This window comes from Rahnella sp. JUb53, assembly GCF_004346065.1.
Classification (GTDB): Bacteria; Pseudomonadota; Gammaproteobacteria; order Enterobacterales; family Enterobacteriaceae; genus Rahnella; species Rahnella variigena.
In genome coordinates, this window is record NZ_SLYT01000014.1 from 32540 (window position 1) to 48330 (window position 15791).

General features: G+C 52.4%; 16 protein-coding genes. 10 read left to right on the forward strand and 6 right to left on the reverse strand.

Going from position 1 to position 15791, the window contains the following annotated elements; translation table 11 throughout:
• Positions 1-23 precede the first annotated feature (23 nt).
• Together EC840_RS23110 and rraA are read left to right on the forward strand one after the other, a co-directional pair.
• On the forward strand, positions 24-950 hold the full coding sequence (locus tag EC840_RS23110; RefSeq protein ID WP_132967206.1) for a 1,4-dihydroxy-2-naphthoate polyprenyltransferase: 927 nt from the start codon (positions 24-26) through the stop codon (positions 948-950).
• Between the two features lie 120 nt (positions 951-1070).
• Positions 1071-1556 carry a ribonuclease E activity regulator RraA gene (rraA, locus tag EC840_RS23115; RefSeq protein WP_104923992.1) on the forward strand — a complete coding sequence of 162 codons (486 nt, stop codon included), beginning with the start codon at positions 1071-1073 and terminating at the stop codon, positions 1554-1556.
• 64 nt (positions 1557-1620) lie between these two features.
• Here the strand turns inward: rraA and zapB are convergent, their stop codons facing one another.
• A complete protein-coding gene (gene zapB / locus EC840_RS23120; protein WP_013577585.1) occupies positions 1621-1860 on the reverse strand; it encodes a septal ring assembly protein ZapB in 240 nt (79 codons plus the stop codon).
• 577 nt (positions 1861-2437) lie between these two features.
• Between zapB and EC840_RS23125 the strand changes: the two genes are divergently transcribed.
• From EC840_RS23125 to glpX, 3 genes are all read left to right on the forward strand, one after another.
• The gene (locus EC840_RS23125; protein ID WP_112289343.1) at positions 2438-3286 is read left to right on the forward strand and encodes an MIP/aquaporin family protein; all 849 of its coding nucleotides are present in this window, start codon (positions 2438-2440) and stop codon (positions 3284-3286) included.
• Between the two features lie 45 nt (positions 3287-3331).
• Entirely contained in the window at positions 3332-4855 is a 1524-nt protein-coding gene (glpK, locus tag EC840_RS23130; RefSeq protein WP_112289342.1) for a glycerol kinase GlpK, read from the forward strand.
• Positions 4856-4995: 140 nt separating this feature from the next.
• The gene (glpX, locus tag EC840_RS23135; RefSeq protein WP_132967208.1) at positions 4996-6006 is read left to right on the forward strand and encodes a class II fructose-bisphosphatase; all 1011 of its coding nucleotides are present in this window, start codon (positions 4996-4998) and stop codon (positions 6004-6006) included.
• Positions 6007-6070: 64 nt separating this feature from the next.
• Here glpX and emrD read toward each other — a convergent pair whose 3' ends face one another.
• Positions 6071-7264, reverse strand: a complete 1194-nt coding sequence (emrD, locus tag EC840_RS23140; RefSeq protein ID WP_112289340.1) for a multidrug efflux MFS transporter EmrD — start codon at positions 7262-7264, stop codon at positions 6071-6073.
• A gap of 308 nt (positions 7265-7572) precedes the next feature.
• Between emrD and fpr the strand changes: the two genes are divergently transcribed.
• The gene (fpr, locus tag EC840_RS23145) at positions 7573-8319 is read left to right on the forward strand and encodes a ferredoxin--NADP(+) reductase (protein WP_132967210.1); all 747 of its coding nucleotides are present in this window, start codon (positions 7573-7575) and stop codon (positions 8317-8319) included.
• 16 nt (positions 8320-8335) lie between these two features.
• On the opposite strand, the gene EC840_RS23150 is transcribed toward fpr, so the two are convergent.
• The gene (locus EC840_RS23150) at positions 8336-8758 is read right to left on the reverse strand and encodes a DUF805 domain-containing protein (protein ID WP_129637822.1); all 423 of its coding nucleotides are present in this window, start codon (positions 8756-8758) and stop codon (positions 8336-8338) included.
• Between the two features lie 158 nt (positions 8759-8916).
• Here EC840_RS23150 and EC840_RS23155 point away from each other — a divergent pair, with 158 nt between their 5' ends.
• Both EC840_RS23155 and tpiA read left to right on the forward strand, forming a co-directional pair.
• Entirely contained in the window at positions 8917-9525 is a 609-nt protein-coding gene (locus tag EC840_RS23155) for a DUF1454 family protein (protein WP_112289337.1), read from the forward strand.
• A 127-nt stretch (positions 9526-9652) separates the two neighbouring features.
• Positions 9653-10420, forward strand: a complete 768-nt coding sequence (gene tpiA, locus EC840_RS23160; RefSeq protein ID WP_112289336.1) for a triose-phosphate isomerase — start codon at positions 9653-9655, stop codon at positions 10418-10420.
• A gap of 102 nt (positions 10421-10522) precedes the next feature.
• On the opposite strand, the gene EC840_RS23165 is transcribed toward tpiA, so the two are convergent.
• The 3 genes from EC840_RS23165 to cpxP all read right to left on the reverse strand — a co-directional run bounded on the left by EC840_RS23165 (position 10523) and on the right by cpxP (position 13539).
• On the reverse strand, positions 10523-11512 hold the full coding sequence (locus tag EC840_RS23165) for a sulfate ABC transporter substrate-binding protein (protein WP_113877622.1): 990 nt from the start codon (positions 11510-11512) through the stop codon (positions 10523-10525).
• Positions 11513-11695: 183 nt separating this feature from the next.
• On the reverse strand, positions 11696-12682 hold the full coding sequence (pfkA, locus tag EC840_RS23170; RefSeq protein WP_112289334.1) for a 6-phosphofructokinase: 987 nt from the start codon (positions 12680-12682) through the stop codon (positions 11696-11698).
• A gap of 347 nt (positions 12683-13029) precedes the next feature.
• Positions 13030-13539, reverse strand: coding sequence for a cell-envelope stress modulator CpxP (gene cpxP / locus EC840_RS23175; protein WP_112289333.1), 510 nt, complete (start codon positions 13537-13539; stop codon positions 13030-13032).
• A gap of 152 nt (positions 13540-13691) precedes the next feature.
• Between cpxP and cpxR the strand changes: the two genes are divergently transcribed.
• Together cpxR and cpxA are read left to right on the forward strand one after the other, a co-directional pair.
• Positions 13692-14393 carry an envelope stress response regulator transcription factor CpxR gene (gene cpxR / locus EC840_RS23180; RefSeq protein WP_013577597.1) on the forward strand — a complete coding sequence of 234 codons (702 nt, stop codon included), beginning with the start codon at positions 13692-13694 and terminating at the stop codon, positions 14391-14393.
• Positions 14390-15760, forward strand: coding sequence for an envelope stress sensor histidine kinase CpxA (gene cpxA, locus EC840_RS23185; RefSeq protein WP_120509356.1), 1371 nt, complete (start codon positions 14390-14392; stop codon positions 15758-15760). Before cpxR ends, cpxA begins: the two co-directional genes overlap by 4 nt.
• Positions 15761-15791: the final 31 nt, after the last annotated feature.

A 15791-nucleotide genomic window follows, 5' to 3' on the forward strand; every position in this document is an offset into this window, starting at 1 on the left:
TCTTCACCTGAGCGAAATCACCTATGAGCACAATGACTCCCTGCACCCCGACAACGCCTGCCCGCGCGTGGCTGGAAAGCCTGCGTCCAAAAACGTTGCCCCTGGCTTTTGCCTCTATCGTCATGGGGTCTGCCATTGCCAGCCTGCAAGGCGTTTTCCATCCGCTTATCGCGCTTCTGGCACTTCTGACTGCCGGATGTCTGCAAATTCTGTCGAATCTGGCAAATGACTATGGCGACGCCGAAAAAGGCAGCGATACACCCGATCGCATCGGGCCATTGCGCGGGATGCAAAAAGGCCTGATTACGGCCGCGCAAATGAAGCGCGCCATCATGCTGACTATTGCGCTGACCATCGTTTGCGGGATTGCACTGATTGCCGTTGCCTGCCACAAACCGAGCGACGTGGTAGGTTTTCTGATCCTCGGTCTGCTCTCGATTGGCGCCGCCATCACCTATACCGTCGGCACGCGCCCTTACGGCTACATGGGACTGGGTGATATTTCCGTGCTGATTTTCTTCGGCTGGATAAGCGTCGCGGGCACATTCTATTTGCAGGCGGGTTATTTCGACTGGATCGTGATGTTACCGGCGACAGCGACCGGTTTGCTCTCGACCGCGGTGCTCAATATCAATAATTTGCGCGATATCGAAACCGACAGCGCGAATGGCAAGAACACGCTGGCTGTACGTCTCGGCCCGGTCAACGCCCGCCGCTATCATGCAACCATCCTGACGGCCGCTGTCGTGTGTCTGGCGATATTCTCCGCCGTGCATCTGCATCACTGGACTGGCTGGTTGTTTATTCTGGCGATTCCGGTGCTGGCAAAACACGTCCTGCGTGTGATGCGCGCTAAAACATCCACCGAAGTACGTCCCCTTCTGGAACATATGGTAAAAGCGGCGTTACTGACTAACGTCTTGTTTGCAATAGGTCTGTTGCTGAACTGAGTAAAGTTGGCCTGATGTGCGTTTATCGGGCTGCTTTTCACATTTAACAATTGATGATTTTGCCAACATCTGCCGGAAAGGGATATACTGAACACTCATGCAGCAACCAGATGAAATCCTATGAAATACGATACTTCCGAACTTTGCGACATCTACCATGAAGAAGTGAATGTCGTCGAACCCCTGTTCTCCAACTTTGGCGGCCGTACTTCATTTGGCGGGCAAATCACGACAGTGAAATGCTTTGAAGATAATGGCTTGCTTTATGACCTGCTGGAAGAAAACGGCCGTGGCCGCGTGTTAGTGGTCGATGGCGGCGGCTCTGTTCGTCGCGCATTGCTGGATGCCGGACTGGCACGCCAGGCATTGCAAAACGAATGGGAAGGCATTGTGATTTACGGTGCTGTCCGTCAGGTAGACGATCTGGAAGAGCTCGACATCGGCATTCAGGCGATGGCAGCCATTCCTGCGGGCGCAGGCAGTGAAGGGATCGGCGAAAGCGACATTCGTGTCAATTTTGGCGGCGTCACCTTCTTCTCCGGCGATCATCTGTATGCCGACAATACCGGCATCGTGTTGTCAGAAGATCCGCTCGATATCGAGTAAACCGCTGTTTTCAGCCACAAAAAAGGACGCCGAGGCGTCCTTTTTCATTGAATGGCGGAAGTACTCAGACTTCTTCCATTTTTCCCAACAGTGCACGCAGACGATCCTGCCAGACGTGTTGTTCTTCTTTCAGCTGCGCGTTTTCACGCACCAGAGACTCGTGGTTGCCGCTGGCCTGCTGAACTTCCTGAGACAAGGTGTTGTTCTGTTCTTTCAGTTCTTCGATTTCCATCTGCAACAGAGTGATGGTATCAATCGCTTGCTGAACTTTAGCTTCTAATTTCTCAAATACTTCAAATGACATTTTTCGGTCCCCTTATGTTCGCAAGGCGCACATCTTATGTTCTGCCGCATCGTCCGGACACGGCTCAAAAATTCCTGCACTCCGTCGATTTTCATAACGAATTCAATTCAAAATTTCGTATAAACGTCGGGTGTCTTAACGGGTGATTGTATGTAGCCAGCTTTGCCCTGTCTACCCAGAACCCCTTTATCCACGCAGTCTGTTGCAATTTAACAGTGCGGGGTATCAGGAAATGCTTAAAAAGCGGTACCTCTTACCAGAAATCGTCGTTAATACCGAATAACCTTAGCCGCCGTAGTGCCATGCAGCGGGGTGTTCGTTTGGCTCAAACGCCCCTATAAAATGTTAAACCCCCGTGCTTTTTGCTCTACATCAAGTTAAGCCAATACGCGAAATCGCTCATTTTTATGACACGACACACAAAATTTGATTTCGCTATTTCTCGTTTATGCTCGTTAACGATAAATTCACATTACGTTCTCATTTAATGATGAACGTCAAAATCCGATTACGTTCACGTACGCACGACAGAAAAACTATAACTAACCATTAACATCATCCTTAGCAGGATCAAACTATGAGCCAAACCATGAGTTCCACATTAAAAGGTCAGTGCATCGCTGAGTTTCTGGGTACCGGGCTTATCATTTTCTTCGGTGCGGGCTGTGTTGCTGCGCTGAAACTTGCCGGAGCATCCTTTGGCCAGTGGGAAATCAGTATCGTCTGGGGATTTGGTGTGGCAATGGCCATCTACCTGACTGCCGCGATTTCAGGCGCACACCTGAACCCGGCTGTAACCGTCGCCTTATGTTTGTTCGCGAACTTTGAAGGACGCAAAGTTCTGCCTTACATCATCGCACAGGTTGCAGGCGCCTTCTGTGCCGCCGCACTGGTCTACGGCCTTTATTACAATCTGTTCTTCGATTTCGAGCAAAGCCACAACATGGTGCGCGGCAGTGTCGAAAGTCTGGATCTGGCCGGTATCTTCTCGACCTATCCAAACCCGCACATCAGCGTATTACAGGCATTCTTCGTTGAAACCGTGATTACTGCAGTTCTGATGGCGCTGATCCTCGGCCTGACTGACGACGGTAACGGCCTGCCGCGTGGCCCGCTGGCACCGCTGCTGATCGGTATTCTGATTGCAGTTATCGGCGCATCAATGGGGCCACTGACCGGATTCGCCCTGAATCCTGCGCGTGACTTCGGTCCTAAGCTTTTCGCCTACTTCGCTGGCTGGGGCAAAGTCGCCTTCACCGGTGCACGCGATATCCCTTATTTCCTGGTGCCTATTTTCGGTCCGCTGGTGGGTGCTGCCCTGGGTGCCGCAGGTTATAAAGCGTTGATTAGTCGTCATTTGCCACATCAGATTAATGTGCCGGTTGAAGATAAAGCACCGCAGCCAACCAAACAGCGTAAGGCCTGATCGGCTAAACTGTTCCACAGCTTACTTATTCGCAGGATGAACATTATGTCAGCAGATACGACTCACGAAAAAAAATACATTGTCGCACTCGACCAGGGTACGACCAGTTCACGCGCCGTGGTTCTGGATCACGATGCCAACATCGTCAGCGTTTCACAGCGCGAATTCACCCAGATATACCCTAAATCTGGCTGGGTTGAGCATGACCCGATGGAAATCTGGTCTTCGCAAAGCTCGGTGCTGGTGGAAGTGCTGGCGAAAGCCGACATCAACTCTGATCAGATCGCCGGTATCGGTATCACCAACCAGCGTGAAACCACCATCGTGTGGGAAAAAGAAACCGGCAAGCCAATCTATAACGCGATTGTGTGGCAATGCCGCCGTACTGCTGACATCTGTGAAAAGCTGAAAAAAGATGGCATGGAAGAGTACATCCGTCATAACACCGGCCTGGTGGTTGACCCGTATTTCTCCGGCACCAAACTGAAATGGATCCTCGATCACGTTGAAGGCTCCCGCGAGCGTGCTAAACGTGGCGAACTGCTGTTCGGCACTGTAGACACCTGGTTAGTCTGGAAAATGACTCAGGGACGCGTTCACGTAACGGATTACACTAACGCCTCACGTACCATGCTGTTCAACATCCACGACCTGAAGTGGGATGACCGTATGCTGGAAGCGCTGGATATTCCGCGTGAAATGCTGCCGGAAGTGCGTCCTTCTTCTGAGATTTACGGCCAGACCAACATCGGTGGTAAAGGCGGTACGCGTATTCCAATCGCCGGTATCGCAGGTGACCAGCAGGCGGCGCTTTATGGCCAGCTTTGCGTACAACCGGGTATGGCTAAAAATACTTACGGCACCGGCTGCTTCCTGCTGATGAACACCGGTACTGAAGCGGTCGCGTCTAAAAACGGTCTGCTGACCACCATCGCCTGCGGTCCGCGCGGCGAAGTGAACTACGCACTGGAAGGCGCGGTGTTTGTTGGCGGGGCTTCGATTCAGTGGCTGCGCGACGAACTGAAACTGATCAGCGACGCAACAGACTCCGAATACTTCGCCTCTAAAGTGAAAGACACCAACGGCGTTTACGTGGTACCGGCTTTCACCGGACTCGGTGCGCCTTACTGGGACCCGTATGCCCGTGGTGCCATCTTCGGTCTGAGCCGTGGCGCCAACAGCAACCACATCATCCGTGCAACACTGGAATCTATCGCTTACCAGACCCGCGACGTGCTGGATGCGATGCAGGCTGACTCAGGCACACGTCTGCAGGCGCTGCGTGTGGACGGCGGCGCGGTTGCCAACAACTTCCTGATGCAATTCCAGTCAGACATTCTGGGCACCCGCGTTGAGCGTCCGGAAGTGCTGGAAGTCACCGCGCTGGGTTCTGCTTTCCTTGCAGGTCTGGCCGTCGGCTTCTGGAACGATCTGGAAGAAGTGCGCAGCAAAGCCACTATTGAACGCGAATTCCGCCCAAGCATTGAAACGACGGAACGTAATGTCCGCTATAAAGGCTGGCAAAAAGCGGTGGCACGCGTTCGCTCGTGGGAAGATCACGACGAGTAATCGCCGGATATTATCGCCAACACCTTTCTGAAACTCCCCGCACGGGGAGTTTTTTTATGCCGATTCCCCGTTGTGCTAAAATCGCTCCACAGATGAGCCCTGCCTCACCGACCTCTTTTTTTCTTTCTACAGGCTTTCCAATGAAACGTGAATTAGCAATCGAGTTCTCCCGCGTGACCGAAGCTGCCGCGCTCGCCGGTTATAAATGGCTGGGCCGGGGTGATAAAAACCTCGCCGACAACGCTGCCGTTCAGTCCATGCGCATCATGCTCAACAAAGTCGATATCGACGGCACTATCGTCATTGGCGAAGGGGAAATCGATGAAGCGCCGATGCTGTATATCGGTGAAAAGGTCGGAACCGGGAATGGCGATGCGGTGGATATCGCGGTCGATCCGATTGAAGGTACGCGCATGACTGCAATGGGACAATCCAACGCACTGGCCGTTCTGGCCGTCGGCGACAAAGGGTCTTTCCTCAATGCGCCGGACATGTACATGGAAAAAATCGCCGTCGGGCCGGGAGCCAAAGGCGCTATCGATCTGAACCTGACGCTGGCTGAGAATCTGGCGAATATCGCCAGAGCGCTGGATAAACCCCTGACAGAACTGACTGTGGCTGTTTTGGCGAAACCACGCCATGACGACGCTATCCGTGAAATGCTGGCCTCCGGCGTGCGTGTGTTCGCATTCCCGGACGGCGACGTGGCGGCAACTATTCTGACCTGTATGCCGGAAAGCGAAGTGGACGTGTTGTACGGCATCGGCGGCGCACCTGAAGGGGTGATTTCCGCTGCGGTGATCCGCGCGCTGGATGGTGATATGCAAGGCCGTTTACTGGCACGTCATCACGTGAAAGGCGATACGCCGGAAAACCGCCGCATGGGCGAAGATGAGCTGGCGCGTTGTCAGGCGATGGGGATTGAGGCGGGTAAAGTGCTGCTGCTCGATGATATGGCGCGTAACGATAACGTGATTTTCTCCGCAACCGGCATTACCAAAGGCGATCTGCTGGAAGGTATCAGCCGTAAAGGAAATATGGCGACCACCGAAACGCTGTTGATCCGCGGTAAATCCCGCACCATCCGTCGTATCCGCTCGACGCATTATCTCGACCGTAAAGACGCCGCGTTGCACGAATTTATTATCTGACTGGATGCCCTTAAAGACAAAAAGCAGAGCTCAGCTCTGCTTTTTTTATGCGCCGGAAACAGTATCAGACCGTATGGCCCTGCTCCTGCTGACGGTTCGACATTGGCCACCAGCACAGCAAGATCAGTACCGCCATCGCAAACATCAGCAAACCCAGACTGAACTGACCCGTTTGCGGCAACATCGCAGACATCCACGCCACCAGCCCCGAGCCCATATTTTGCAGGCCACCCACCAGCGCACCCGCCGCACCGGCCAGATAAGGGAAAGGCTCCATCGCGCCGGTAGTCGCCAATGGGAACAACATGCCAGCGCCGAAGAAGAACAGAGAAGCGGGAACGATCAGCGTCCAGATATTCATGATGCCCAGCCAGCCAGGGATCCACATCGCCAGCCCGGCCAGCAGACAACTGATGACCGAATGCCACATCAGCTGCTGGAAACTTTTTTCGGTACGCCCGGCATACCAGGCACCAAAGAATGCCGCGGGGATCGGCAGGATAAACAGGATGCTGACCATCACGCCGCTCAGCCCGAGAACGCCGCCCATCAGCACGCCACAGCTGGCTTCGAAGACCGCCACACCGGCCAGCGCACCGACCAGCATCACCAGATAGCGGCTGAAGTTGGCATCTGCCAGCAATAAACGCAGGCTGGCGAACATTTTACGCGGCGGATTATCAGCCGTGAATTCCGGACGGGTTTCCGGCAGCCAGCGGTACATAGAAAACGCCACGCCCGCGCACAGGATCAGCAGAAAACCAAAGCTTGCACGCCAGCCCAGCCACGCAGACAAAGCGCCGCCGATGACCGGTGCCAGCAGCGGACTCACCAGAATTCCCATGTTCAGCAGGCTGTTGGCATGACGCAATGCACCACCGCTGTACAAATCACGCGGCATGGTGCGCGCCATCACGCCCGCCACGCCGGTACCCAGCCCCTGTACCGCACTGGCCAGGATCAGCATATTCAGACTGGTCGACATCATTGCGCCCGCCGCGCCAATCAGGAAAATCATCAGCCCGGCCAGGATCACCGGTCTGCGCCCGATGTTATCGGAGAGCGGTCCGTAAATCAGCTGCGAACCGCCGTACGTCAGCAGATAGGCCGCCATCACACGCTGCACGGCACCGGGTTTCACCGCCAGACTGGTCGCCATATCCGCGATATTCGGCACATAAATGGTTTGCGCCATCTGGCCAACAGCGACCAGCAAAATCAACATTACAAGCAGGTGAATGTTTTCCAGTTTTTTCATTTTTCAGTTCATTATCAGACAGTGATGGAAAAGTGCAGAACAAATAACCAGTAAACCGGCCGCACGGGCGGCGGCGCATAAGTTAACAAATTAAGATGAATAAGCGAGTATCGCAGTGAACTATCCCGTCCGCCGACTGGCAGCAGGATAAGCCAGCGGTGTAACGCTGGGTGTACAAAAATCGATACTGGCTAACCAGAGCTGATCAGGCTGATAACATTTAACCGATAAGGGATCCGAAAAATTTGAAATAAAATCAGGCCTCAGTTTCGGTATTCATGAATAAATCAGGAACAACGGGAGTTTTTATGGCTGATTGGGTGACGGGAAAAGTCAAAAAAGTTGAGCACTGGACAGACAATTTGTTCAGCATCACGGTCAATGCACCGGTCGATCCTTTTACCGCAGGCCAGTTCGCCAAACTCTCTCTGGATATCGATGGCGAGCGCGTTCAGCGTGCCTATTCGTATGTGAATACGCCCTCCAGCAACGAACTGGAGTTCTATCTGGTCAATGTGCCGGAAGGAAAGCTCAGCCCGCGCTTGCACGTGATGCAGCCGGGTGACGAAATTAATATCACCAAAGAAGCCGCAGGTTTTTTCGTCATCGAAGAAGTGCCGGAATGCGATACGTTGTGGATGCTGGCAACCGGCACGGCAATCGGGCCGTATCTGTCGATTTTGCAGGAAGGGCTCGGGCTGGAGCGGTTCAAAAATATTGTTCTGGTTCACGCGGCACGCTTCGCGGCTGACCTGAGTTATCTGCCACTGATGCAACAGCTTCAGCGTCGCTATGAGGGCAAATTACATATTCAGACAGTGGTCAGCCGCGAAGAGATTGCCGGTTCGCTGAGCGGTCGTGTACCTGCGCTGATTGAAAACGGCACGCTGGAAACGGCTGTCGGCCTGAAGATGCTGGCAGAAGACAGCCATGTGATGCTGTGCGGAAACCCGCAGATGGTGCGCGATACCCAGCAAGTCCTGAAAGACACGCGGGGTATGCGCAAGCATCTCAAACGCAAGCCGGGCCATATGACCAGCGAGCATTACTGGTAAATCTATGTCCGCAAAACTAGCGGAATCTAACGTCATCCGGTTCCGGGCCAAAACGATTTGTGCCCGGCGTACCGACAAACGCGCCGCAGTCGATAATCAGCATGATGAAAATCACGGATGGCGCCAGACGGCCTAATACCCAGCTCCAGGTTTGCGGCATCGCCGCAGCCCAGTTACCGGCCACCAGCATCCACGCCAGCACAAACAGCAATGCCCACCAGGCGGATTTATTGCGATCATGCAATCTTTTCACCAGCACCGCCGCAGTCGGCCACAGTAATACGACCAGCGCAAAACCGGCTGTCTGATAGGTAATCCATTCCTGTGCGGCGAAAAAGAAATCAGCCACCATCAGAATCAGCCAGCTGACCATCCAGATCCAGAAATCGCGGCGACCCAGGCGGCCGTTAAAAGAAAACAGTGCATGCTGTAACGTCATTGACAGTCCGTTCCGTAAAGTCCAATGGGAGTAAATTGTTAAATCAGGCGGAGTGTAACCCACAGGCAGCGGCGGCGAGAATCTTTACGCTCTCCTTTTGACATTACCCCCCGTTCCCCGCTTTAATCGGTCTGTTGAAACAAAATAAGAAATGCCCTATGACTGTTGCTCAATCTTTATTACGCCTGGCGCTGCCAGCGCTGTTGATACTGGCCTGCCAGAATGTCGCGCTTGCCGATCCACCGACCGATCATTCAGGCGCAGAAGAGATGCCAAAGGCACCTTATCTGCTGGCCGGCGCACCGACGTTTGAAACGACGCTGATCAATTTCCGCGCAAAATATAATGAAGCCAATCCGACTCAGCAGATTGGCGAGTTCCGTTCCATCAGCGACAAATCGGCGAACAGTTCCCTGACCCGCGCCGCCAGCAAGATTAACGAAAATCTGTACGCTTCGACGGCGCTGGAAAAAGGCACCGGCAAAATCAAAACGCTGCAAATTACCTATTTGCCGATTCAGGGTGCCGAAGAGAAAGCCGCGCGCACGCTGGCGATCAGCTACATGGCGAACCTGATGCGTCAGTTTGACGCCACACTTTCTGCGCCACAAAGTGTGGCGAAAGTGACGTCCATGATTGAGAAAGGTAAAGGCCAGCAGTTTTATAAGCAGGAAGTGGGCGCGGTGCGTTTTGTGATTTCAGACAATGGCGAAAAAGGTCTGACATTCGCCGTGGAGCCGGTCAAGCTTGCGCTGGCTGAGCCGTGAGATGACGGCTTTTAATGACAAAAAGCAAAGCCTTTACGTCCAATGATCTCTATACTGTTGCACAGGTAATCTGCTTATTTGGCAGAAATTTTAATCGACACTCGCGTCCCCTTTTGGAGGAAAAAACATGCGACATCCATTAGTGATGGGTAACTGGAAGCTTAACGGCAGCACCCACATGGTTAACGAACTGATTGCTGCTCTGCGTACTGAACTGAGCACAGTAGTAGGTTGTGGCGTTGCGATTGCTCCACCAGAAGTTTACCTGTCACAGGCTAAACACGCTCTGGCTGGCAGCCGTATCGCGCTGGGTGCTCAGAACGTTGATGCTAACCTGTCCGGCGCATTCACCGGCGAAATCTCTGCCGACATGCTGAAAGACATCGGTGCGCAATACATCATCATCGGTCACTCAGAACGCCGCACTTACCACAAAGAAAGCGACGAGTTCATCGCGAAGAAATTCGGCGTGCTGAAAGAAGCGGGTCTGATCCCGGTTCTGTGCATCGGTGAAACCGAAGCAGAAAACGAAGCTGGCAAAACTGAAGCCGTTTGCGCTAAGCAACTGGATGCGGTTCTGAACACTCTGGGCGCGAAAGCATTCGAAGGCGCAGTTATCGCTTACGAACCAGTTTGGGCGATCGGTACCGGTAAATCGGCAACTCCTGCACAAGCTCAGGCAGTTCACAAATTCATCCGTGACCACATCGCGAAACAAGATGCTGCGGTTGCTGAACAAGTGATCATCCAGTACGGCGGTTCCGTTAACGCGGCTAACGCTGCTGAGCTGTTCACCCAGCCAGACATCGATGGCGCACTGGTTGGCGGCGCATCACTGAAAGCGGATGCTTTCGCAGTGATCGTGAAAGCGGCTGCAGAAGCTAAACAAGCGTAAGCCTGTTTCTTTTCTTCTGCGCAAAAAAACCCCGGCATGCCGGGGTTTTCTTTTTTGGTGGCAAAGAGAGTTATTTGCGAAAGACCTGTATGTAAAACGTCATTAACGCTTAGAGATCTGATCAAAAATACCGTCTGTCGCGAAATGGTCTTTCTGCGCCTGTGCCCAGGTACCTGCAACCTGATCAATGGTGAACAGTTTCAGTTTCGGGAATTCAGAAGCGAATTTCTTTTCGACTTGCGGATCACGAGGGCGGTAATAGTTTTCTGCCGCGATAGTCTGGCCTTCCGGTGAATACAGATACTTCAGATAGGCATCCGCCACAGTGCGGGTATCACGTTTATCCACCACTTTATCGACCACAGAAACCGTTGGCTCAGCCAGAATCGATTCGCTTGGCGTCACGATTTCAAACTTATCTTTGCCGACTTCTTTGGTCGCCAGCAACGCTTCGTTTTCCCACGCAATCAGCACATCACCGATACCGCGCTCAACGAAAGTATTGGTTGCGCCACGCGCGCCGGAATCCAGCACTTCGACGTTTTTATACAATGCTTTCACGAAATCCTGAGCCTTCGCTTTATCATTGTTGTTGTGATGCAGGGCATAACCCCATGCTGCGAGATAGTTCCAGCGGGCACCGCCTGACGTTTTAGGGTTCGGCGTGATAACCGACACGCCCGGCTTGATCAAATCATTCCAGTCGTGAATTTGTTTCGGATTGCCTTTGCGCACCAGGAAAACAATGGTGGACGTATAAGGTGCAGAGTTGTCCGGCAGACGGGTGATCCAGTTTTTATCGATACGACCGCGCTCGGCAATAGCATCAACGTCATACGCCAGCGCCAGTGTTACCACATCCGCTTCAATGCCGTTAATAACAGACGTGGCCTGTTTTCCTGAACCGCCATGCGACTGACGCACGGTCACGGTATCGCCAGTTTTTGCCTGCCAGTATTTGCTGAACGCTTTGTTGTATTGTTCATAGAACTCACGCGTTGGATCGTATGACACGTTCAGAATCTGAATATCTTTGGCAATTGCTCCGGTTGCCACCAACAGTAATCCCAAACCTACTGCCCATTTACGCATCGCACTCTCCCGAGATAGTTTCTATGGATTTCATTTATTTGTTCGTTAAGGAGAGCGTGCCAGATAAAAATGAAACGCATAAAGAATAAAAGGTTTTTTTCTATTACTTTCTGGAATAAACAAAGGACGGGCGAAAAAAAACCTCCCGTAAAGGAGGTTCTTTCGATTGCGTAATTAACTGTATCAGAACAGTTTTTTCGCAGTGTCGTACCAGTCTTCTTTGAATTTGCTTTTCTTGTTCTCTGGTGCGATACAAACCGAGATGAGCTCGTGAACCATTTTCTCGTTTTCTACGCCGACACAGAAACCACCTTGAGAATAGTCGCGGCCTTCTTCCAGCAGCAGGTCAACAGCATAAGCGCCCATGCGGGAAGCTAAGATGCGGTCGTAAGCGACTGGCGCACCACCACGCTGAATGTGACCTAATACCGTGCCACGCGTTTCGCGGCAGGTTTCTTTCTCAATGTATTTGGCCAGCTCTTCGATGTTATCTAACTTCTCCGTGATGGCGACGATCGCGTGTTTTTTACCTTTCGCGATGCCTGCTTTGATTTCAGCAACCAGATCATCACGTTTGAATTCAACTTCCGGGATAGCGATAAATTCGCAACCACCGGCAATCGCAGCCGCCAGAGTCAGGTCGCCGCAATAACGGCCCATCACTTCAACGATGGAGATACGCTGGTGTGAAGAGGAGGTATCACGCAGACGGTCAATCGCTTCTACCACAGTGCCCAGCGCCGTGAAGAAACCGATGGTGTAGTCAGTACCGGCAACATCGTTATCGATAGTGCCTGGCAGGCCGATACAACGGATGCCGCCTTCTTTGGTCAGCAAGTCTGCACCTGCATAAGAACCGTCACCACCGATAACCACCAGGCCATCAATACCGCGGTCTTTCATATTCTGCAGCGCCACTTTACGCATTTCCGGGTCACGGAATTCCGGGAAACGAGCTGAACCCAGGAAAGTACCGCCGCGGTTAATCATGTCTGAAACGCTGTAGCGATCCAGTTTGCGCATGCGGTTTTCGTACATGCCGAGGTAGCCATCTTCAATACCGTAGACTTCTAAATCTGCAGATAAAGCGGAGCGGACAACGCCACGGATCGCAGCATTCATGCCTGGGGCATCGCCACCACTTGTCAGTACACCAATTTTTTTGATCATGACTACCTCTGAACTTGTAGATGCAATTTCTTAAGAATCTTGAGCCAGCCTGTTGGGCGAATTTTTCTTGTGCAGCCAAAAGGGCTTACTAGCGTTTGAGCCTATAGTATAACAAAACACCGGTGCTGAATTGATTCAAGTCAGCAAGAATACGCATACACTGCTCTGTACTTCGCAATTTACTGATTCATACGGCTTTTACAAGATATTTCCAGTTCGTTACGCGCAGATTTCCACCTTGTTAATTTACGCTTTTGTGAACCCATGCGGAATTGCAGGCAAAAAAAACCCCACCTTTCGGCGGGGGAAGACAGGGATGGTGTCTATGGCAAGGAAAAACAGGGATCTTACTCGGTCGTGCTGGTACTACTCGTCTTCTGGGCAGAAGAGGGCTGTAATCCAGATAACTGCTTACGCATCTGTTGCATGCGCTGCTCGTGTTTCTGGTTCAATACGTCTTTTTGCTCAGGCGTCAGCAGATTAAACATCTGGTTGCGGATGCGGGCCATTTCGACCTGGCGATCCACCTGTTCCTGAGCCATTAATTCGGCTTGTGACCGGACTGCGGCCTGATCAAACTTTTCGGCGGTAACCAATCTGTGCATCGTTTCTATCTGTTCTACATTTACATGAGGCAGATCTTTACGAGCCTGGTGCATCAGGTCACGCATTTGCTGGCGCTGCTGCTCAGTGAGATTTACACCATCAAACATGGTGTTGCGTTCCTGAGGCTTATCCAACATCGTGCTATCATGTTCTGCTGGCATCGCCGACACTGGTTTTGCGCCATCTGCTAAAACGACACCTGAACTCAGCGTCAGAAGCGTGGCCAAACCGAATGAAGCTGCCTTAAACATCACATACTCCTAAAGTCTTTATCGCTTCATCGCGAATCATTGAAAAGCAGTCTAAACCTGCTGCTGCAAACAAGCGTCAGTGCTTGTAAAAGTACGTAAAGTCATGGAATAGCGGCAATTGATGACGTATTTTGCGTCTAGAGGTAAATACAATGAATAAAATTTTGTTAGTTGATGACGACCGTGAACTGACTTCACTTTTGAAAGAATTGCTCGAAATGGAAGGCTTTAATGTTGTGGTGGCTTACGACGGTGAGCAGGCATTAGAGAAAATCGATAATACCATCGATCTTCTGTTACTTGACGTGATGATGCCGAAGAAAAACGGCATTGAAACCCTTAAAGAATTACGCCAGCGCCACCAGACGCCAGTGATTATGTTAACCGCTCGCGGCAGTGAATTAGACCGTGTTCTTGGCCTCGAACTGGGTGCCGATGACTATCTGCCAAAACCGTTTAATGACCGCGAACTGGTTGCCCGTATCAGGGCGATGTTGCGCCGCTCCAACTGGAGCGAGCAGCAGCAAACCAATGAGAACAACGGTTCACCGACGCTGGAAGTCGATGGCTTACAGCTGAATCCAGGCCGTCAGGAAGCCAGCTTTAATGGCGAAGCGCTGGATCTAACCGGTACCGAATTTACCCTGCTGTATTTACTGGCAAAACATCTCGGACAGGTCGTTTCCCGCGAACATCTGAGCCAGGAAGTATTGGGTAAACGTCTGACACCGTTTGACCGTGCGATTGATATGCACATCTCTAATTTACGCCGTAAATTGCCCGATCGTCAGGACGGACATCCGTGGTTTAAAACCCTGCGCGGACGCGGTTATCTGATGGTTTCTGCTTCATGATAAACAGCCTTACGGCACGTATTTTTGCCATTTTCTGGTTTACGTTAGCCCTGGTGCTAATGCTGGTATTGATGGTGCCGAAACTCGATTCACGCCAGATTACGCCGTTGCTCGATAACGAACAACGGCAGGGCCTGATGATTGAACAGCACGTCGAAGCTGAGCTGGCGACCGACCCTGCCAATGATCTGATGTGGTGGCGCAGGCTGTTCCGCGCTATCGACAAATGGGCACCGCCGGGTCAGCGTTTGTTGCTGGTCACCAGCGAAGGGCGCGTGATTGGCGCTCAGCGTAATGAAATGCAGATTGTGCGTAACTTTATCGGCCAGTCTGATAACTCAGATCGTCCGAAAAAGAAAAAATATGGCCGAGTGGAAATGGTCGGGCCCTTCTCGGTTCGTGATGGTGAAGACAATTACCAGCTTTACCTGATGCGCCCAGCCAGCAGTTCTCAGTCTGATTTTATCAACCTGATGTTCGACCGCCCTCTGCTTCTGCTTATCGTCACGATGCTCATCAGCGCCCCGCTGTTGCTGTGGCTGGCGTGGAGCCTGGCGAAACCTGCGCGTAAGTTGAAAAACGCCGCAGATGACGTTGCACGCGGCAATCTCAAGCAGCATCCGGAACTCGAAGCCGGCCCGCAGGAATTCCTTGCGACCGGTGCCAGTTTCAACCAGATGGTCAGCGCTCTCGAACGAATGGTGACGGCGCAACAACGGCTGATATCTGATATCTCACATGAACTTCGTACCCCGCTGACACGTCTGCAACTGGCTACTGCGCTGATGCGTCGTCGTCATGGCGAAGGTAAAGAGCTGCAACGCATTGAAAATGAAGCGCAACGTCTTGATGGTATGATCAATGACTTACTGGTGTTATCACGCAGCCAGCATAAAAATGAGCTGTCGCGCGAGACCTTGAAAGCCAATGAACTGTGGGAGGGCGTGATTGACGATGCGCAGTTTGAAGCCGAGCAGATGGGCAAAACGCTGGAGGTCACGTCGCCGCCTGGTCCGTGGAAACTGATCGGGAATGCCGCGGCACTCGACAGCGCTCTGGAAAATATTGTGCGTAATGCCCTGCGTTATTCACATCATCACATTGCGCTGAACTTCGCCCACGACAGTGAAGGGATCACCATCACCGTTGATGACGACGGTCCGGGCGTGAGTGAAGAAGATCGTGAGCAGATTTTCCGTCCGTTCTACCGGACTGATGAAGCGCGTGACCGTGAATCCGGCGGTACCGGCCTTGGGCTGGCTATCGTGGATACTGCGGTTCAGCAGCACAGAGGCAAAGTCAAAGCCGAGGACAGCCCGCTGGGCGGCCTCCGTTTGATTATCTGGCTGCCGCTGCACCAGCGCTAAGTTTCTGCTATTCTGCGTCCCTCTATCAGGG